Below are 18,753 nucleotides of genomic sequence, written 5' to 3' on the forward strand. Positions count from 1 at the left end.
ATAGAAAAAAACTAAATTTAACCCCAACCTAACACTGAACCCCTCATATACGGATGGATATCGTTACCAGGAAACAACTGAATATACTCATACAACTGGCGGAAGCAGACAAGCACTTTGACGACCAGGAAAAGGAATTAATCCTTAAAATCGCCAAATTGAGGAACTTTCCTGAAGATAGCGTTAAAGAATTAATAAAGAAGCCAGAACCTATTGGAACGTTCGGTGCCCTATCTGATAATCAAAAGTTCGAATATCTCTACAGTTGCATAGAACTTATGATGATAGATGAGAAAATATTTGATAGTGAAATTATTTTCTGCATAGACATCGCAATTAAATTAGGATTCAAGAAAGATGTGGTTCACTTCCTCAGAGATGAGATAAAAAGCAAAAGTAAGGAGGAGCTTAGACCCATAATTTTCCAGCGGTTTACCTGATCTTATCCACTATCCATTTCACTTACAGGCTAGAAAAAGTTTTTAGTTCTTTTTCTAATCAAATTTATCTACTAAATTTGCATCCTTAATTTGGTGGGAATGGCTAAACGCGAGCTCGAACAGTTCAATATTGACATTTTTAAGCTGAAAAGCGGCAACTATGATTACCAATTTGAAATTGGTGATGCATTTTTTGATGCTTTTGAGGAAAGCTTAGTTGAAAAAGGGTCAGGTATTGTAAAAGTTAGTTTAGAAAAAACAGAAACTTTTATAAAACTGAATTTTAATATTGACATAAGTGTAGAGTTAGAATGTGATCGTAGTTTAGATTTGTTCGACTACGCTATAAGCACCATAAAAGAATTGATTCTCAAGTTTGGAGATGAGGATGAGGAGATCAGTGAAGAGATTATGATCATTTCTCGTGACAAACAAAGAATCAACCTGGCGCAGTTTATATATGAATTCATTATGGTTTCAATACCGATGAAGAAGTTGCACCCCAGGTTTAATGAAGAAGATGATTCTGACGCGCTGATTTACAGCTCTGAAGATGAATCTGAAGACACACCTGATTCGTCGTCTGATGAAGATGACATTGATCCAAGGTGGCAGAAGTTAAAAAATTTGAAATAAGAACATAGTAATTAAATAAATTAGAAATGGCTCATCCTAAAAGAAAGACGTCAAAAACGAGAAGAGACAAGAGAAGGACTCATTACAAGGCCGAAGCTAAGCATCTGGCAGTATGCCCTACTACAGGTGAATTCCATTTACCTCACCGTGCCTTCTGGCACGAAGGCAAACTTTACTACAAAGGTAAAGTTGTGATGGAGAAAGAAGTATTGGCTTAATCGCATTGCTTGTGAAGATTGCATTAGATGCAATGGGTGGTGACTTTGCTCCTGACTGCACTGTAGTAGGAGCAAAGTTAGCCTCACAAGAAATCTCGGACGACACCAAGATTGTTTTAGTAGGTAAAGAGGATTTATTAAGATCCAAACTGAAAGAACACGATGTCACCAGTCCTAACATTGAAATTTTCAATGCAGACGAGGTGATTGATATGGGTGAGCATCCCACAAAGGCACTCTCTCAAAAACCTAACGCCAGCATCCCCGTAGGCTATGGGTTATTAAAATCAGGAGCGGTAAACGCATTTTGTAGCGCAGGTAATACTGGTGCCATGCATGTTGGTGCTATGTTTACTATTAAGGCCATCGAAGGAATTATCAGACCAGGAATCGCTGGTTTCGTTCCTAAAGAAGCAGGTGGTTTCGGCGTTATTATGGACGTAGGCGCCAATGCAGACTGCAAACCTGATGTACTGTACCAATTCGGTGAGATAGGGTCTCTCTATGCAAAACATGTATTAGAGATTGATAATCCTAAAGTAGGATTAATGAACCTCGGTGAAGAAGAACAAAAAGGTACTCTTCTTACCCAGGCCGCATATCAGCTTCTTAAAATTGGTAACAAGATCAACTTTATTGGAAACATTGAGGGACGAGACCTATTCAACGATAAGGCCGACGTCATTGTCTGTGATGGTTTCACAGGTAATGTGATCCTTAAAATGGCAGAAACCTTTTATGATCTCTTAGAGAAGAGAGAAATGAAGGATGAATTCTTTGATAGGTTCAACTACGAATCTATTGGCGGTAGCCCTATTTTAGGTATCAATGGCAACGTAGTAATAGGACACGGTGTATCCAGCGCAGAAGCAATTAAGAATATGACGCTATTAGCTGTAAAGATGGCTGAAAGCAATATTCATTTAAAAATTAAACAGCACTTAGGAGACTAAATCTATAAATTATGGCTAACATCAGAGCCGCCATTACGGGCGTTCATGGTTATGTACCGGATTACATTCTTACTAACCAGGAACTTGAAACAATGGTTGAGACTAGTGATGATTGGATCACTACCCGTACTGGTATCAAAGAAAGAAGAATACTTAAAGGTGAAGGCCAGGGTACTTCCGTAATGGGAGCTGCAGCCGTAAAAGGTTTGTTAGAGAAAACTGGTACTGATCCAAAAGATATAGAACTTATCATTTGTGCTACGGTAACGCCTGATATGGTATTCCCATCTACTGCAAACGTTATCTCTGCTGAGGTAGGTGCAGTAAATGCATTTAGCTATGATATATCTGCAGCTTGTTCTGGCTTTATTTACGCCCTTACTACCGCTGCTCAGTTTATAGAAACCGGACGTTATAAAAAAGTTATAGTTATTGGTGGTGATAAGATGTCATCTATCATAGACTATAAAGATCGTACTACATGTATCATCTTCGGAGACGGCGCAGGAGCAGTAATGCTTGAGCCTAGCCAGGATGATAACGGCATCATAGACTCTATCCATAAAAGTGATGGTACTGGTGCTGAATTCCTTAACCAGAAAGCTGGTGGTAGCCGTTATCCTGCTACCCACGAAACAGTAGATGCTAAGGAACACTACGCCAGACAAGATGGTGCTACTGTATTTAAATTTGCCGTTACTAACATGGCAGATTATGCAGCTAAAATTATGCAGAGAAACAACCTTACTGCTGATGATGTTGATTGGTTGGTGGCACACCAGGCAAACAAGAGAATCATAGACGCTACGGCTAACAGAATGGGCGTAACGGAAGATAAGGTAATGATGAATATTGAAAAGTACGGTAACACAACAGCCGGTACTATTCCTTTGTTATTATGGGATTATGAGTCTAAGTTAAAGAAAGGTGACAACCTGGTAATGGCTGCTTTTGGTGGTGGATTTACCTGGGGAGCCATTTATTTAAAGTGGGCTTACGACGCTAAATAACAATATTGAATTTTATTTATTAATTTGTTTTAAACAATCCTGATTATGGCAACAACGGCCGATTTTAAAAACGGTTTATGTTTGGAATACAACAATGATCTTTACACCATAGTTGAGTTTCAGCATGTAAAGCCTGGTAAAGGTCCTGCTTTTGTACGTACAAAACTTAAAAGTCTTACAACCGGAAAAGTGGTAGAAAACACTTTCTCTGCAGGACATAAAGTTACTACTGCCAGAATAGAAAGAAGACCGCACCAATTCCTTTACAAGGATGATTTAGGATACCATTTCATGGACGCCAGCACTTTTGAACAAGCAGTGGTGGAAGAACATTTGATGGACAACCCTGGTTTAATTAAAGATGGCCAGGAGATCGACGTCTTGTTTCATGCAGAAGAGGAGAAAATTATAGGCTCTGAACTTCCTGCTTTTGTGGAGCTTACTATAACTTACACAGAACCAGGAATAAAAGGAGATACAGCTACAAACGCTTCCAAACCTGCTACGCTGGAAACAGGTGCTGAAATTCAAGTTCCTTTATTTATTAATGAAGGAGACAAGATTAAAATTGACACTCGCACAAACTCATACTCTGAGCGAGTAAAAGAATAAGTTTTAAAATTAAATTATTTCTTAAATGAAAACCAAAGAGATAAGGGATCTGATAGATTTCATTTCAAAGTCAGGTCTTAACGAAGTGAATATTGAGACCGAGGAGCTAAAGTTATCCGTTATACGTGACCCTGAAGTACAAACTAAGATTGTAGAAAGCGCACCTAGTGCTGCACCAGCTCCGGCTGCTGCACCAGTAGCTGCTCCGGCTGCGGCCCCTGCAAGTGCTCCTGCTGCCGCAGAAGCATCAGCTCCGGCTAAAGACGATACATCTAATTACATAGAAGTGAAATCACCTATGATTGGTACATTCTACCGATCTCCAAACCCTGACTCTCCGTCTTTTGTAGCCGTAGGTGATAAAATAGAGGCTGGTCAGCCAGTATGTATTATCGAAGCCATGAAGCTTTTCAACGAAATAGAGTCTGAAGTATCAGGTACTATTGTGAAAGTAATGGTGGAGAATGCATCGCCAGTGGAATATGACCAAGTGTTATTCCTGGTAGACCCTTCATAAAGAGTTTAAAATCCCGATCTGATTCGGGATTCGTTTTTTATTAGATGTTTTGCACTAAAACTAACGATCGTGTTTAAGAAAATATTAATTGCTAACAGAGGAGAGATAGCGCTAAGAATTATCAGAACCTGCCGTGAGATGAACATTAAGACGGTAGCTGTTTATTCTTTGGCTGACAAGGATAGCTTGCATGTTCGCTTTGCAGATGAAGCTGTTTGCATTGGTAAAGCTCCTAGTAGTGAATCATACCTCAACATACCAAACCTTATAGCTGCGGCTGAAATAACTAATGCAGATGCTATTCACCCAGGATATGGGTTCTTAGCTGAGAATGCAGAGTTTAGCTCGGTATGTCAAGAATATAACATCAAATTCATAGGCGCATCACCTGATATGATCAATAAGATGGGTGATAAGGCTACGGCCAAAGACACTATGAAAAAAGCAGGTGTACCTACTATACCTGGTTCTGATGGCCTTCTTAAGAATATGGAAGAAGGGTTAAAAATCGCAGAAAAAATTAAATACCCTGTAATCCTTAAAGCTACTGCCGGTGGTGGTGGTAGAGGTATGCGTATTGTAAATGACCCTAGTGGCTTTAAAAAGGCATGGGATGATGCCAGACAAGAAGCTGGTGCTGCCTTTGGTAACGACGGTCTTTACCTGGAAAAATTCGTAGAGGAGCCTCGTCACATTGAGATTCAGGTAGTAGGTGATAAGCGTGGTAAAGTATGCCACCTTTCTGAAAGAGATTGCTCTATTCAGAGAAGACACCAAAAATTAGTAGAAGAAACTCCATCTCCTATCGTAAGCCAAAAGCTACGTGAGAAAATGGGTAAAGCAGCCATCAAAGGTGCTGAAGCCATTAAATATGAAGGAGCTGGTACCGTGGAATTTCTGGTAGACAAGCATGGAGATTTCTATTTCATGGAAATGAATACCAGAATCCAGGTAGAGCACCCTATTACTGAAGAAGTTACTGACTTTGACCTTATCAAAGAGCAAATCAAAGTAGCAGCAGGAGTAGAGATCTCTGGTAAAAACTACTTCCCTAACTTATATTCTATGGAATGTAGAATTAATGCGGAAGACCCAAGAAATGGTTTCAGACCATCTCCTGGTAAAATTACTAACTTACACATGCCTGGTGGTCATGGTGTGCGTGTAGATAGCCACGTATATGCTGGTTATACTATTCCACCAAACTATGACTCAATGATCGCTAAACTTATTGTTAGTGGCCAGTCAAGAGAAGAGGTAATTACCAGAATGAAGAGAGCGCTAAGTGAGTTTGTGATTGAAGGAGTAAAAACTACTATTCCTTTCCATCTTAAACTTATGGATGACGCGGAGTTCCAAGGTGGTAATTTCACTACCAAGTTCTTGGAAACCTTCGACTTCACTGATCTGTAAATAGTTTAAATTGTTATAATAAAAAGCCTCGGTAAGTAATTATCGAGGCTTTTGTTTTTCTATAAGGATATTCAATTATAACTTTATTGGATAAACTACTCCATTCATATGAAAGGTCTGTTTTTAGCCATTACTCTTTTACTATCACTCTGCTTCCATTATAGCTCTGAGGCTCAAAACCTGTGGGCTCATACCGGCATCTCCATGGCAGCCTACAAGGGTGACCTTAGCAGCTATGATCAATATCGTGGACTTTTTCAGGTAGGTGTACAGCTGAACAAAAAGAAGCGATTGAATGGCAATTTCAACCTTGGAATTGGCAGTGTAAGCGGAGAGAATAGAGATTTCAGGAGATTTGAAACCGGAGACATTGAACCGAACAGATACTTCAGAACAAATTTCTTTTTCCTAAACTATGACCTGCATTATAACATTGTGAAAACTGATTTCTTAATCGTTTATGTAAGTCAGGGTATTGGCTTTTTCAGGTTCACCCCAAAAGATGATGAAGGAAACAGCCTGATAGACCAGGGAAATACTAGAAATCCGGATGAATCTTACCGAAATTCAACTTTTATGCTTCCTACCTCTGCCGGAGCTACTTATTTTCTTCCTAATAAATATGGTATAGGTCTACAAGCAGGTTTTCTTAACCCTCTCACTGATTACTTAGATAATATTTCTGAGCTAGGGGAAACAGGAGGCGATAATATCCTAGAATTCCGATTTAGCTTATATGTACCAATAAAGAATTAACCTTCTTCGGCGATTAGTTTCTCTAGTTTTGCGTACCACTCTTCACCATATTTTCTGGTAAGGGCGTCTTTTAGAAACTTGTAAATAGGCACTTGAAGCTCTTTTCCAAAATCACAGGCCGGATCACAAATATCCCAACGGTCATAATTTAAAGCATCAAATTCATCATACTTAGTAACTCTAATAGGGTACATATGGCAGCTGATAGGCTTCTTGTAATCTATTTTCCCGTCCAGATAAGCCTGCTCTATTCCGCATTTAAGAATGCCTCTCTCATCATAGATAGCATAGGCACACTCCTTCCCTCCTATAGTTGGTGTAGAATAGTCGTCATCATCATCCAGGATGTACCTGCCCTGCTCAGATATTGCTTTCTTACCCTCTTCAGATAAATACGGCTCTACGTGCTTGTAAATTTCATCCAGCACCTTCAGTTCCTCCTCTTCCAGTGGTGCTCCTAAATCACCCTCTACACAGCAGGCTCCCTTACATTTATCAAGATTACAAACGAAAAACTTTTCCTTTATATCATCTGATAAGATTACATTATCTAGCTCTATCATAGCATTCTATTTGGCACCAATACTTCTCAACAGCCTTTCATTATAAAAAGATCATTTAGAAGAAGTTAATTTCATTTTCAAAGGGCAAAAATCCGACAATTCGGGAACTTAAAAAAAGCTATTAATAAAATCTCTTTAATTTATAATCGTTCTGAAATTCTCGTTATATTCAGTTAATTTTGATGTTGGAAAATCTAAATAGTAGAGGATTAAAGTTCGAGAATGGATTATTTAAAGAGCCTTAACGAGCCCCAATATGAAGGAGTGGTGAACACTGATGGACCTACAATGATCATTGCAGGTGCGGGTTCAGGCAAAACAAGAGTACTAACCTACCGTATAGCATACCTACTAGAGAAAAAGGAGTAGATCCATTTAATATATTATCCCTCACCTTTACCAATAAGGCGGCCAAAGAAATGCGAGACCGTATTGAAAAGGTAGTGGGCACAGAAGCCAGAAACCTATGGATGGGAACCTTCCACTCTGTTTTCGCTAGAATTCTGAGAAGTGAAGCTGACCGATTAGGATACCCTAGCAATTTCACTATTTATGATGCTGATGACTCTAAGCAGCTGATCAAATCTATAGTGAAAGAGATGGCGCTGGATGATAAAATCTACAAGCCTAATGTGGTGCTCAACCGTATATCAGGAGCCAAAAACCGCCTGATTTCATGGAGAGAATATATTAAAAACCCTATCTATAGGGCTGATGATGAGAGCAATATGAAACCTGAGCTCGGACGGATATACAAAACCTATGCGGAACGCTGCTTTAAAGCTGGCGCCATGGATTTTGATGACCTCCTTTTTAACACCAATGTGTTATTTAAAGAGCATACCGATATTCTAAACAAATATCAGCAAAGGTTTCACTATGTAATGGTGGATGAGTTTCAGGATACTAACATTTCGCAGTACCTGATCACTAAAAAGCTTTCGGCCGTAAGGCAAAATATCTGCGTGGTGGGTGATGATGCTCAAAGTATCTACGCCTTCCGTGGTGCTGATATTCAGAATATATTAAACTTCGAAAAGGATTATCCAGACCTACGCGTAATAAAGCTGGAGCAGAACTATCGTTCTTCTAAAAACATAGTAAATGCGGCTAATTCAATTATAAGTAAAAACCGCGCTCAGCTAAAGAAAAACGTATGGACTGCCAATGAAGATGGTACGCTGATAGATCTTTTACGAGCCACTTCTGACAATGAAGAAGGTAAGCTGGTGGCGTCCTCTATTTTTGAAGAGAAAATGCAAAATCATCTTCAAAACAGTGATTTTGCCATTTTATATAGAACCAATAGTCAGTCCAGGGCCATGGAAGAGGCCCTGAGGCGGATGAACATAAAATACAAGATTGTAGGTGGTCTTTCGTTCTACCAAAGAAAGGAGATCAAAGATTTGATGGCTTACTTACGCTTTTCCATCAACACCAATGATGAGCAGTCTTTAAGAAGGGTAATTAATTACCCGAAAAGAGGTATTGGTGATACCAGCGTAGACAAGATCATTGTAGCAGCCAATGAGCATGACATGAGTCTTTGGGAAGTATTGAACAACATTAGTTCTTTCCTGCCTGGCCGAGTGGCTAATGCTGTTATGGACTTTGTAAATATGATTAAACGCTTCCAAATAGACATTAATTCTAAAGATGCGTATGAAGCTGCCAATCTTATTGCTAAAGGATCTGGAATACTGAAGGAGCTTTATGAAGACAAAACTGTAGAAGGTCTTAGCCGATATGAAAACGTTCAGGAATTATTAAATGCGGTAAAGGAGTATGTAGATGACGAAGAGAAGCAAGATAAATCTCTTGGTGCTTTCTTACAGGAAATAGCTCTTATCACCGGCGTAGATAACGATAAGGACGATGACAATGATAAAGTGACTATGATGACCATTCACATGGCCAAAGGGCTTGAGTTTAAGAATGTGTACGTTGTAGGTATGGAAGAGGATCTTTTCCCATCACAAATGATGCTTGGCAGCCGTGCTGATCTGGAGGAAGAAAGAAGACTTTTCTATGTAGCCATAACAAGAGCAGAGAAAAAGCTGTTTCTTTCTTATGCACTTTCTCGTTATAGATTTGGAAGGCTCAAAAACTGTGAACCAAGCCGATTTATTGACGAAATAGACCCTAACTTTATCCGTGTGAGCAAACGTGCCGGAAGAGTAGAGTCTAAGCCATCTGATGATTATGCTAAGAACTTTGTTAGTGGCATCAGAAAGACTACCTCATCACAACCTATGGTGAGAAAGTCTAATTACAAACCACCGGTAGATTTTAAGCCGAGCGATACTTCTACATTGAAGGCTGGCATGAAGGTGGAGCACCCTAAGTTTGGGTATGGAAAAGTGATGGAAATGGATGAAAGCGGTGCAAATAGAAAGGCCAAAGTAAATTTTGACGACTTTGGAGAAAAAACATTATTACTTAGTTTTGCTAAATTACGAATTCACTCAAATTAGAGTATTAATCCCCAAATAATGGAATATAACACAAGCCAACCTGACCTTATACTCAAAGAGTACGGCAGAAATGTACAAAAGCTGGTAAAGTATATACAAACTATTGAAGATAAGGAAGAAAGGTCTCAAAAGGCTGCTACTTTAATAGAGCTGATGAGACAAGTAACACCTTCAGTAAAAGAGACTATTGAAACCAACCAAAAACTTTGGGATGATTTATACATAATGTCTGGTTTTAACCTTGATATAGATGGTCCATTTCCTCCTCCGGAAACAGATGTGATCAACAAAAAACCAAAGAGGCTAGAGTATATTTACAATGATGTAAAATACAAGCACTATGGTAAAAACATCGAGCTTTTGATCAACCAGGCAATAGAGAAAGAAGATCCTCAGGAACGTGAAGATGCCATTATTTATATTGGCAAGCTCATGAAGAGTTTCTACAGCAGCTGGAACAAAGAAGTGATAGATGATGCGATCATTCTTGAAAACATCAAAACCATTTCTAAAGGCAAGCTTGATATCGATCTTGAAAAGGTAAAAGAAGATAACCTATTCGAAAGGTTATACAAAGCCAAGAAAAAGACTAATACAAGGCCATCAGGTAAGTCTGACAACAGAAAATCAAACAATAATAACAACAACAGGAGGAGAAGAAGAAATTAATGGGTTCATTCAAAATTCAGGGTGGACACACCCTAAAAGGTGAAATTATACCTCAAGGAGCTAAGAATGAGGCTCTTCAGATTGTAGCTGCAACCTTACTCACCGCAGAGCCGGTAACTTTACATAAAATACCGAACATCAGAGACGTAAATAAGCTTATAGAGCTTGTTGGCGATCTGGGTGCTACTGTAGAAAAGTTAGATGCAGAATCTTATAGAATTACTGCCAAAGATATAGATGTAGACTTCTTAGAGTCTGACCAATATAAAACTAAAGCCGCTTCATTACGTGGTTCCATCATGATTTTAGGTCCGCTTTTAGCCCGTTATGGCAAGGCGAAAATACCTAAGCCAGGTGGTGACAAAATCGGTAGAAGAAGGCTAGATACTCACTTCATCGGCTTTGAAAAGCTTGGTGCTAAGTTTAACTACTCTTCTAAAGAGAGCTTTTACAGCATTGATGCCTCTAACCTTCAAGGAACTTATATGCACCTTGATGAGGCTTCAGTAACTGGAACAGCCAACATAGTAATGGCAGCCGTTTTGGCTAAGGGAAAAACCACTATTTATAATGCTGCTTGCGAGCCATACCTACAGCAACTTTGCAAAATGCTTAACCGCATGGGAGCAAAAATTGAAGGTATTGGGTCTAACCTATTAGTGATAGAAGGTGTAGAAAAGCTTGGAGGCACAGAGCATACTTTATTACCAGATATGATTGAGATTGGTAGTTTCATAGGTCTTGCGGCCATGACTCAGTCTGAGATCACGATCAAAAATGCTGGTGTAGAGAATCTTGGGCTTATCCCTGAAGTATTCAGAAGACTAGGTGTGCATATGATCTTCAGAGATGATGACATTATCATACCTGCACAAAAGCACTATGAAATAGATACATTCATTGATGGATCTATCATGACCGTGGCAGATGCGCCATGGCCTGGTTTTACGCCTGATCTTTTAAGCATTGTATTAGTTACAGCCATTCAGGCAAAAGGTACAGTATTGGTGCATCAGAAAATGTTTGAAAGCCGTCTATTCTTTGTAGATAAACTGATAGACATGGGTGCTCAAATCATTCTTTGTGATCCACATAGAGCTACTGTTATTGGTATGGACAGAAAACAACCTTTAAGAGGTATAAAAATGTCCTCACCAGATATCAGAGCTGGTGTATCTCTGCTTATTGCAGCATTATCTGCAGAAGGAGAAAGTATTATTTCCAATGTAGAGCAAATTGATCGTGGTTATCAAAATATTGACGAACGACTAAAAAGGTTAGGTGCTCAGATAGAAAGGATAGAACAATAGGTAGCTGGTAGCGTTTAACCTTTGATACTTATTTCTAAACAAAAAATCAGAATTACATGGAATACTTAGAGCAGGCCAAGACCTTCCTGGCCACCAGAGGTGTGGAAGTGGGTCTAATGATCATTAAAGCTGCTTTAATCCTTTTTATAGGGCTACAGGTGGTGAAGTTCCTTTCCAGGACCTTCGCTAAATTTATGGATAATAGAAATGTGGATGCTTCCTTGAAGCCATTTCTAAAAAATCTGTTTCACAACTTATTATTAGTTCTTTTAATTCTTAGCGTACTAGCCACCTTAGGCATTGAAATGACCTCTTTTGTGGCCATTATAGGTGCCGCAGGTCTTGCTATCGGCTTAGCATTACAAGGAACACTACAAAACTTTGCCGGTGGAGTAATCATCCTTACTTTGAAACCTTTTAGAGTAGGAGATTATATTGACGGCGGTGGTGTTGCTGGTACAGTGAAGGAGATTCAGATCTTCCAAACTATTTTAGCTACACCAGATAACGTAAGAATAGTTGTACCTAACGGACAGCTTTCAAACGACTCAATAAAGAACTACTCAGCCAATGATACACGTAGAGTGGATCTGGTTTTCGGTATTGGATATGATGATGACATCAAAAAGGCTAAGGAAATACTTGAAAACATGGTTAAGAATGACGCCAGAGTATTAGAAGACCCTGCGCCTTCTGTAACTGTAGCTAGTTTAGGAGATAGTTCTGTTAACTTCAATGTAAGACCTTGGGTAAACAGAGCAGACTACTGGGCTGTTTATTGGGACTTCCAGGAGAATGTGAAGCTGGAGTTTGATGCTAACGGCATTTCTATTCCATTTCCACAAAGAGACGTGCATATTTACAACGAAAAATAATTCGTTTGTACATTATAAAACAAAAGCGCCTGACTTGAATAAGTCAGGCGCTTTTGTTTTATAGACTTCGTGAACTATCAGCTACCTCCTCCGGCTTTGAGGACTCTCACCTCTTTACCTTCGGTGTTCGCACTGATATCATTGTCATACATGGCTTCGCAGCTCACTGCTGGCAGATAATATGTACCCTGATAACTCGCATTAAGCAATACTCTGAAGGTTTTGCTTTCATTTCGATTCAAATCAAAATAGGTATACACTCTATCATCTCGAATATCTTGATAATCAGGCACATCCTTACTATTAAATTGCTCCATATCATTTAACCTGGTATTATGGATCTCCCACCCTGACGGGAATATCTGAGAAAGCGCAAGGTTCTGATAGCGTCCTTTTAATCCTGGATTGGTCACTGTAACCTCAGCTACAAAATCCTGACCTTGCTCTAAAGTTGCAGGGTCGATAAATTCACCCTTTGTATTTACATATGACACTTTCACTTTTAGGTTATTAGCCGTAGCCTTCTCATTACCTCTCACTGGCGTTCCCTCTAAAATGATTCTGGCGTAGAGAACAGCGTCACTAGTATTCTGAATCTTAAAACTATTGGAATTAAGCTCGTTGGCATCTAGTTCAGACTGAGCCACTGGCATATCTGTAGACACCTTCATGGTCTTCCCATTAAGCGTATAAGTATATTTTAACTCCTTGTTCGCAATTCCATCGATACCTACATACTGGCCAATGGCTATTAGACAATATGCTGTAGTTTGGGTGCTCATATAATAGCTAGCAGCACTCATGCGCTTAGAAATACTTTGAAGTACAGAAAAGGCCTTCTTCTTCTCACCTAACAAGGTTAAAGTTTCCAGGATCATAGCCTCATCTCTCAGCCCCGAGCCATAAGTATATCCTAACTCCCGATAGTCCTTCACATCAGTAGTTAAACCTTCCACCAGCTTCTGCGCTGCTTCTTTCTGCCCAGCTCTAACATATGCTGCAGCAAGCCTCCATGAACTGTTGATATCCAGATTTCCTTCCTCTCTTAGCCTATTCATTGCTCCAGATTCAGGAACTCCGGCGATAGCTAAAGTATATAGCCTGTAGGCCTGCATCAGTGTGCTATTGTAGTAACCATTGGTAGTTCTTCTCCATTCTGCGGCTTTTCTTCTTTGGTATCTCTTCCACTGCCTGATCATATTTGTTGGCACGTTGTACCCTTTCTTTTCAGCCTCTATTAAGAAATGTCCGGCATAAGAGCTTCCCCAGCTGTTAGAATCATCCGCTCCTGGCCAATAGGAAAAACCACCATCACTTCTCTGGAATCTTTTTAGTCGTTCTATACCTGCTCTCACATTCCTTTCAACCTCTAACTTCTGTTTATCGTCAAGTTCTACCAGGTCAGATAGGTATAGCTGCGGAAATACTGACGAGGTGGTTTGCTCAACGCAACCATATGGATACCTTAATAGATAAGATAATCTCTTTTTCAGGTTCAATGGTGGTAAATTCGACACTTCTAATGTAGCCATATTGGTTCCTGGCATACCTACTACCTCAAAGTTTGTATTCCAACTCTGCCCATCTTGCACTAGTTCATCCAGAACGGCGGTGAGTGGTGGGTTAGGATTTCTAACATCCAGCTCTATGTTATCATGAGCCTTTTCACCTCCGGAAGTAGCATTTACCTCCACTTTACCGATACCTAATTTTGACTTCACTTTTATATCGAAATACACCACCTGATCCCCAATATCGGAGAAGGTTACATTTTTTGATGATGGACCTACGATTTCCAACATGTCATTGGCCTTAACCTGTACTTTTACATTTTTCACCGATTTCTCCATGGCAAACACTGTAACTGGAAGCTTTACCACCTCTTCAGGCCCTAAAACCCGAGGTAAAGTGGCAAGCACCATTAATGGCTGCCTTACTGGAGTAGCTTTCTCCGCACTACCATAAGCCCCTTGATTACCTGCTACCACCATTGTTTTCACAGATCCTACATACTGTGGCATGGTGAATTTATGAGTTTTGGAATCTCCTTTATCGATAGTAAAAGGCCCCAGATATTTCACTACAGGCTTAAACCTGTTGGCCTTAGCGGTGGCATTTTTGGTTCCTTCTTCATCACCACCAATTGCCAAAAGTCTTTCTACTTTACCTCCGTAAGCACCCATGACATCATCAAAAAGATCCCAGGTTTTAACCCCTAGAGCTTCACGTGCATAGAAAGTATTCCATGGATTCGGTGTCTTAAAATGGGTAAGATCCAAAAGGCCTTCATCCACTACAGCCACCGTGTAAGTCATCTTTTTCTGAGATTTCTCTGATATGGTAATAGATACCTCCTCACCTGGTGCAAGCACATCGGCCATTTTTATTTCAGGTTTCAGAATAGTATTCGGATCCTCCACTCCTAGGGAGACCACGCCATATAGCCTTATTGGTAAATCATTAACTGTTTGTTTATGCTCCTGCAGCAAGGTGACGAATACATAGACATTAGGAGCCATATCCTTTGTTGCCTCAAAGCTGAAAGTAGTCTCTCCATTTTGAGTCTGGATCCAATAGCTCTCCAAAACTCTGCTTCCATTTTCTATACTTATTAAAGCTCTTCCTTTATTACTGCTTGGTATTTTTATGGTTACTTCCTCGCCTACCTGGTATTTCTCCTTATCTGCCGTGAAGCTCAGCATGGTGGCACCTCCTGGCATATCATCTCTACTTCCTCCCCAGCTGGTGTAATGCACTTCACCTGTACAATGGCCACTTACAGGATCGCAAACTCTGATATAATATCTACCCCAGTTATTAAGATCGAAGCTATAGGTACCTTTGCCATTTACAGTGCTTAACTTGCCCCTCACTATCGGTGTCATACTAGATCGGCTGATATAATTTGCCAGCGACTCATCTTCTTGGTTCCACCACCAGCGCCATTCCAGCCTGTATACCTCTACCTCCAGGTCATTACGAGATACCGGTTTACCATTGGCATCCACAGTAACCACATCTAGCTGATTAGTTTTATCATAAAATAGCCTGCTCCATCTTTTGCTTTCAGGCAGTTTCATTCCTATAAAAGATTCATAAGGATAATATGGCAATGAGAAATTATCGATACTGAAGTTGCCTCCTTCTTCAAACACCTTACCCGTAAAATATGCTTTAAGAGCTCCAGGAGCCTGATTTTCAGTACTTAAATTGGCATTGACCGTAGCTTTTCCTTCATCATCTACATATCCTTCAAATATTTTCTTGCTCTCACTACTAAAATCTCTGGCAGGATCATCAAAAGTATAGGCGGGATATTTCTCAAATTTGGTGGTAGTTGGTGCCAGAAGCATTTCAAACTCAGCCTTTAAGTTTCTAGCCGGTGCTCCGTGCAGCCAGCTCACTTCCAAATCTCCAGTGAACTGATTATCACCCGCGGTAATTTTCTCTGTACCAAAATCAAGTTTAATCTTTAATCTGTTTGGCTTTACGGTTTCAATTTTCACTCTCTGCGAGAACTCAGCTCCTCCTACTTTAACCTTGGCGGTCCAGTTGCCGGTAGGTGCTTCAGGATCCGTGATCATTTTAAAGTCATAAAAGCCATTTTCACCTTGCGCTTTCACCACCTTATTTACTAACTGCCATGAAGGATCGTAAAGCTCCATGATAATTGGATGCGTTTCTGGAATTTTCTTTTGCTCATCTTCCAAAACGAAAGTTAGGTGCAAGGTATCTCCAGGCCTCCACACGCCCCTTTCTCCATAAATAAAGCCTTTTAAGCCTTCCTGAATTTTAGATCCGCTTACATTGAAATTACTTAATGATAAGGATGAGCCGTCATCTAACTTTAAATATCCTTTCTGCTTATTATCAGTGGCTACGACCACAAAAGGAGACTCTTTTAGGTCGTTGATGTACACTTTACCGTCAGCATCGGTAATGGCCGAGCTGATAACCTGTTGCTGAAAATTATAGGCATCGATCCTTACTCCTGCTTTTGGCTCCGTGGTTCTAAGATCTGTAACTGCCACTTGCAGCTCACCGCTGTTTCCCCTCTTGGCTATCATGCCCAGATCAGATGCCAGAATATTTTTAGTTACCGGACTTTGAGCCAGGTAATATGAAACATGACATGGGTTTTCTCTTTCCTCCCACCTATAATCAGAATTATACCTATAGCTTCTGTAAGAATCCCAGGCATCGAACTTGTCCTCATCTTCTGTCCAATCCTGCTCTTCCAGTGGCTTCATATCCTCTTCAGCTGCAGATTCTCCACAGAAATAGACTGACTGATACTTTCTAAAGCTGATGCGTATCTGATAAATGGCACCCGGCTCTGTTTTTATTAACTCAGAAATGTCTAGTGTGAATCTGTTCCATTTCCCCAAGTCTACCACTCCGCTGGTGTTTAAGGCCACTGTTTTTCTCAAAACTGGCTTACCCACTCTTCTGAGGTATTGATTTCCTCCAAGATCATTGGTCTGTAAGAATTGAATGATATTGCTCTCAAATATTTGAATCACTTCTACATCCACAGCCTTTAGGCTAACTGCCTCGAATGGAAAAACCAGGCCGTCTGAACTTGGCAAAATACTACCTTTGCCCTTTACCCTGACGGCAGGACTTAGCTGAGCAAATGTAACCTGGTGGGTCTCGCTTTTGCTCATGCGGTAATCCAATATATTTCTAATGCCTGACGAAACGATTACTTTCTTAGTACCTGCTTGCCTAGCTGGCGGATATACATAAACCTGATTTTCTTTGATATCAAAATCCAAAGAACTTAAACCTTCAATAGTAATTAATCCGTCCAGATTTTGCTTAGGTTTCAGCGGGTCAGAAAACTGCACCACTACATACTGAGTAGGGCTCTGCACTACTTTTATGTCTAGCACCGAAAAATCTCCCAGAGCTGGAATATCTACCATCTCCTCGTCATCTTTATCTACGCCTATGGCATCTCCATGCATAGAAATTTTCACCTGGCTTTCTACATCCTTTCTCGTGACCTCAGAGATTACAAAATGATGCTCGTTTTCTGTATGCTGCCATTTCACAGGCAGTTGAGCTCCATCCTGAACTGCCTCGATAAGCTTTTCAACCTTCTCATCATCAGCATAATCGGCAGTATATACCACCCCGATGATATTCTGCTTAGTGAGCTTAGTACCTTCAACCGTTTCAATGTTTTCAACTGTCAGGTCATAGTTCTGCTGTACTACCTGAAACTGGTACGTAAAAGTCTTAAGATCATCAGCTACCTCCATCAGTTTAGAGAGATAGAAGTTAACTGTATAGGTGATACCTGATGTCATTCTTTCAGCGGGTATAAATTCCACTGTATTGGCGTCTATCCAGGTGGCCTCACCTTTGATACTAGGCTCAAAATCAAACAAATCGGCATCCACCGGCTTGCCTACCTGACTCGAATCTGCAACACTGGCCACCAGTCTGATCCTGATTGGAGAATTAGACGTGACCACACCAGCAGTGTACGATGAAATATAAGCGCTAAAAGCAGGGTTAATTTGTTCTTCCTGAGTAACTTCCGCTTTACTATTATTGGTGAAATAAACAATGCCTGCTATGATTAATGCAAGCGTAAAAACCCCTCCTAAAATGATCCGGGTGGTATTCTTTTGAGCCATGACAAGTAAAAATTGATATTAAAAAATAAGGATCAACAATATCGGAAAATAATCCTAAAATTCAGTCATTATTACGCTCCCTTGTATGAAATTTTTGTTATCTATACCTTTGTTTACAAACAATGACAGATATCGTGAAAAAAATTCAAATACTCCTCTTAATATTTTTGGCCATGACTGCCTGTGACAGCAAAAAGTCTACTGATACTGAAAATATAGAGATTGAAAACAAAGAAGTGCCACCAGAGGAAAGAGCCGAAAAAGAGCTTTATGATGAAGTAATGGACATCCATGATGCTATTATGCCAGAAATGGATAACATTATGAAGCTAAAAGGTGAGCTACAAGAGAAATATGATATTGGCAAAGACCAGAATTCATTATCAGAAGACGAGCTTAAAACGTACGAATCAGCCATACAAGAGTTAGAAAAAGCTGATGATGTTATGATGGACTGGATGCACAAGTTTGAACCACAAGATGATAATCCGGATCATGATGCCGTAATGGATTACTACAAGAATGAGAAGGAAAAAATTTCTGATGTAAAAGAGCAAATGCAAAATGCCATGACCAATGCAAAGACTGTATTAGGTCAGTAAAATATAAAGGTTGTTTCGAAAGAGCTGACTTAAAGTATTTGGGAACAACCTTCTTTT

The 18,753-nt window shown here is 39.9% G+C and carries 15 protein-coding genes and 1 pseudogene; 14 read left to right on the forward strand and 2 right to left on the reverse strand.

Annotated elements, in window-relative coordinates:
- Positions 1 to 53: 53 nt before the first annotated feature.
- The 9 genes from LVD16_RS24950 to LVD16_RS24990 all read left to right on the forward strand — a co-directional run bounded on the left by LVD16_RS24950 (position 54) and on the right by LVD16_RS24990 (position 6,555).
- Positions 54 to 440 (forward strand): tellurite resistance TerB family protein, encoded by a 387-nt coding sequence (locus LVD16_RS24950; RefSeq protein WP_233771021.1) that lies wholly within the window; start codon positions 54 to 56, stop codon positions 438 to 440.
- 99 nt (positions 441 to 539) lie between these two features.
- Positions 540 to 1,076: a YceD family protein gene (locus LVD16_RS24955; RefSeq protein ID WP_233771022.1), complete on the forward strand. Its 537-nt coding sequence runs from the start codon at positions 540 to 542 to the stop codon at positions 1,074 to 1,076.
- Between the two features lie 26 nt (positions 1,077 to 1,102).
- A complete protein-coding gene (gene rpmF / locus LVD16_RS24960; RefSeq protein WP_202244210.1) occupies positions 1,103 to 1,294 on the forward strand; it encodes a 50S ribosomal protein L32 in 192 nt (63 codons plus the stop codon).
- An 11-nt stretch (positions 1,295 to 1,305) separates the two neighbouring features.
- Entirely contained in the window at positions 1,306 to 2,247 is a 942-nt protein-coding gene (gene plsX / locus LVD16_RS24965) for a phosphate acyltransferase PlsX (protein ID WP_233771023.1), read from the forward strand.
- A gap of 11 nt (positions 2,248 to 2,258) precedes the next feature.
- Positions 2,259 to 3,257, forward strand: coding sequence for a beta-ketoacyl-ACP synthase III (locus LVD16_RS24970; protein WP_233771024.1), 999 nt, complete (start codon positions 2,259 to 2,261; stop codon positions 3,255 to 3,257).
- A 45-nt stretch (positions 3,258 to 3,302) separates the two neighbouring features.
- The gene (gene efp / locus LVD16_RS24975) at positions 3,303 to 3,869 is read left to right on the forward strand and encodes an elongation factor P (RefSeq protein WP_233771025.1); all 567 of its coding nucleotides are present in this window, start codon (positions 3,303 to 3,305) and stop codon (positions 3,867 to 3,869) included.
- A 25-nt stretch (positions 3,870 to 3,894) separates the two neighbouring features.
- Positions 3,895 to 4,386, forward strand: a complete 492-nt coding sequence (gene accB / locus LVD16_RS24980) for an acetyl-CoA carboxylase biotin carboxyl carrier protein (RefSeq protein ID WP_233771026.1) — start codon at positions 3,895 to 3,897, stop codon at positions 4,384 to 4,386.
- 69 nt (positions 4,387 to 4,455) lie between these two features.
- Complete coding sequence (gene accC, locus LVD16_RS24985; protein ID WP_233771027.1) at positions 4,456 to 5,799, forward strand: acetyl-CoA carboxylase biotin carboxylase subunit; 1,344 nt, start codon at positions 4,456 to 4,458, stop codon at positions 5,797 to 5,799.
- Between the two features lie 108 nt (positions 5,800 to 5,907).
- A complete protein-coding gene (locus LVD16_RS24990) occupies positions 5,908 to 6,555 on the forward strand; it encodes a hypothetical protein (RefSeq protein WP_233771028.1) in 648 nt (215 codons plus the stop codon).
- Here LVD16_RS24990 and LVD16_RS24995 read toward each other — a convergent pair.
- On the reverse strand, positions 6,552 to 7,118 hold the full coding sequence (locus tag LVD16_RS24995) for a DUF3109 family protein (RefSeq protein ID WP_233771029.1): 567 nt from the start codon (positions 7,116 to 7,118) through the stop codon (positions 6,552 to 6,554). The genes LVD16_RS24990 and LVD16_RS24995 overlap by 4 nt on opposite strands.
- Before the next feature lie 222 nt (positions 7,119 to 7,340).
- On the opposite strand from LVD16_RS24995, the pseudogene LVD16_RS25000 reads away from it, so the two are divergent.
- The 4 genes and pseudogenes from LVD16_RS25000 (at position 7,341) to LVD16_RS25015 (ending at position 12,446) form a co-directional block, all read left to right on the forward strand.
- A pseudogene (locus tag LVD16_RS25000) lies at positions 7,341 to 9,592 on the forward strand (ATP-dependent helicase).
- A gap of 18 nt (positions 9,593 to 9,610) precedes the next feature.
- Positions 9,611 to 10,261, forward strand: a complete 651-nt coding sequence (locus LVD16_RS25005; RefSeq protein WP_233771030.1) for a DUF4290 domain-containing protein — start codon at positions 9,611 to 9,613, stop codon at positions 10,259 to 10,261.
- Positions 10,261 to 11,571 carry a UDP-N-acetylglucosamine 1-carboxyvinyltransferase gene (gene murA, locus LVD16_RS25010; protein WP_233771031.1) on the forward strand — a complete coding sequence of 437 codons (1,311 nt, stop codon included), beginning with the start codon at positions 10,261 to 10,263 and terminating at the stop codon, positions 11,569 to 11,571. Before LVD16_RS25005 ends, murA begins: the two co-directional genes overlap by 1 nt.
- A gap of 56 nt (positions 11,572 to 11,627) precedes the next feature.
- Positions 11,628 to 12,446: a mechanosensitive ion channel family protein gene (locus LVD16_RS25015; protein ID WP_233771032.1), complete on the forward strand. Its 819-nt coding sequence runs from the start codon at positions 11,628 to 11,630 to the stop codon at positions 12,444 to 12,446.
- Positions 12,447 to 12,523: 77 nt separating this feature from the next.
- On the opposite strand, the gene LVD16_RS25020 is transcribed toward LVD16_RS25015, so the two are convergent.
- The gene (locus tag LVD16_RS25020; RefSeq protein ID WP_233771033.1) at positions 12,524 to 18,094 is read right to left on the reverse strand and encodes an alpha-2-macroglobulin family protein; all 5,571 of its coding nucleotides are present in this window, start codon (positions 18,092 to 18,094) and stop codon (positions 12,524 to 12,526) included.
- 173 nt (positions 18,095 to 18,267) lie between these two features.
- On the opposite strand from LVD16_RS25020, the gene LVD16_RS25025 reads away from it, so the two are divergent.
- Positions 18,268 to 18,696 (forward strand): hypothetical protein, encoded by a 429-nt coding sequence (locus tag LVD16_RS25025; protein ID WP_233771034.1) that lies wholly within the window; start codon positions 18,268 to 18,270, stop codon positions 18,694 to 18,696.
- Positions 18,697 to 18,753 lie beyond the last annotated feature (57 nt).

Source organism: Fulvivirga ligni (genome assembly GCF_021389935.1).
Taxonomy (GTDB): domain Bacteria; phylum Bacteroidota; class Bacteroidia; order Cytophagales; family Cyclobacteriaceae; genus Fulvivirga; species Fulvivirga ligni.

Coding starts and splice junctions, on each gene's coding strand:
- LVD16_RS24950 (WP_233771021.1), top strand. CDS start 54: ATGGATATCGTTACCAGGAAACAACTGAATATACTCATACAACTGGCG.
- LVD16_RS24955 (WP_233771022.1), top strand. CDS start 540: ATGGCTAAACGCGAGCTCGAACAGTTCAATATTGACATTTTTAAGCTG.
- rpmF (WP_202244210.1), top strand. CDS start 1,103: ATGGCTCATCCTAAAAGAAAGACGTCAAAAACGAGAAGAGACAAGAGA.
- LVD16_RS24970 (WP_233771024.1), top strand. CDS start 2,259: ATGGCTAACATCAGAGCCGCCATTACGGGCGTTCATGGTTATGTACCG.
- efp (WP_233771025.1), top strand. CDS start 3,303: ATGGCAACAACGGCCGATTTTAAAAACGGTTTATGTTTGGAATACAAC.
- accB (WP_233771026.1), top strand. CDS start 3,895: ATGAAAACCAAAGAGATAAGGGATCTGATAGATTTCATTTCAAAGTCA.
- LVD16_RS24990 (WP_233771028.1), top strand. CDS start 5,908: ATGAAAGGTCTGTTTTTAGCCATTACTCTTTTACTATCACTCTGCTTC.
- LVD16_RS24995 (WP_233771029.1), bottom strand. CDS start 7,118: ATGATAGAGCTAGATAATGTAATCTTATCAGATGATATAAAGGAAAAG.
- LVD16_RS25005 (WP_233771030.1), top strand. CDS start 9,611: ATGGAATATAACACAAGCCAACCTGACCTTATACTCAAAGAGTACGGC.
- murA (WP_233771031.1), top strand. CDS start 10,261: ATGGGTTCATTCAAAATTCAGGGTGGACACACCCTAAAAGGTGAAATT.
- LVD16_RS25015 (WP_233771032.1), top strand. CDS start 11,628: ATGGAATACTTAGAGCAGGCCAAGACCTTCCTGGCCACCAGAGGTGTG.
- LVD16_RS25020 (WP_233771033.1), bottom strand. CDS start 18,094: ATGGCTCAAAAGAATACCACCCGGATCATTTTAGGAGGGGTTTTTACG.
- LVD16_RS25025 (WP_233771034.1), top strand. CDS start 18,268: ATGACTGCCTGTGACAGCAAAAAGTCTACTGATACTGAAAATATAGAG.